This is a genomic window from Pseudomonas sp. 32_A (assembly GCF_017490905.1).
GTDB lineage: Bacteria > Pseudomonadota > Gammaproteobacteria > Pseudomonadales > Pseudomonadaceae > Aquipseudomonas > Aquipseudomonas inefficax.
In genome coordinates, this window is record NZ_JAFGYI010000449.1 from 1 (window position 1) to 255 (window position 255).

At 60.0% G+C, this 255-nt stretch carries 1 pseudogene; it reads right to left on the bottom strand.

What is annotated here, in order from left to right:
- Positions 1-116: 116 nt before the first annotated feature.
- A pseudogene (locus J5M58_RS28625) lies at positions 117-255 on the bottom strand (DotU family type IV/VI secretion system protein); the annotation flags it as partial.

Consider the following 255-nt stretch of genomic DNA (forward strand, 5'->3'; position numbering starts at 1 on the left):
GGTGAGCTGATCATTTCGTCGAGTTCGAACGAAACCACTTCGAAGTCACTCTGGCCAGCCAGCGGCTGGAAGGTGAAGCGCAAATCGGATTGGCCAGGCATGCGGATCCCCCCCTGCTACTGCTGCAAAATGCCGTTGAGCGACTCCAGCACTTCGGCGGTAATCAAGCTCAGGCGGTAGCTGTAGTAGCAGTAGGCGCAGACCATGGCGATGGCGGAGATCACCAACGGGCTCCACCAGGGCCATTCCCGGCGC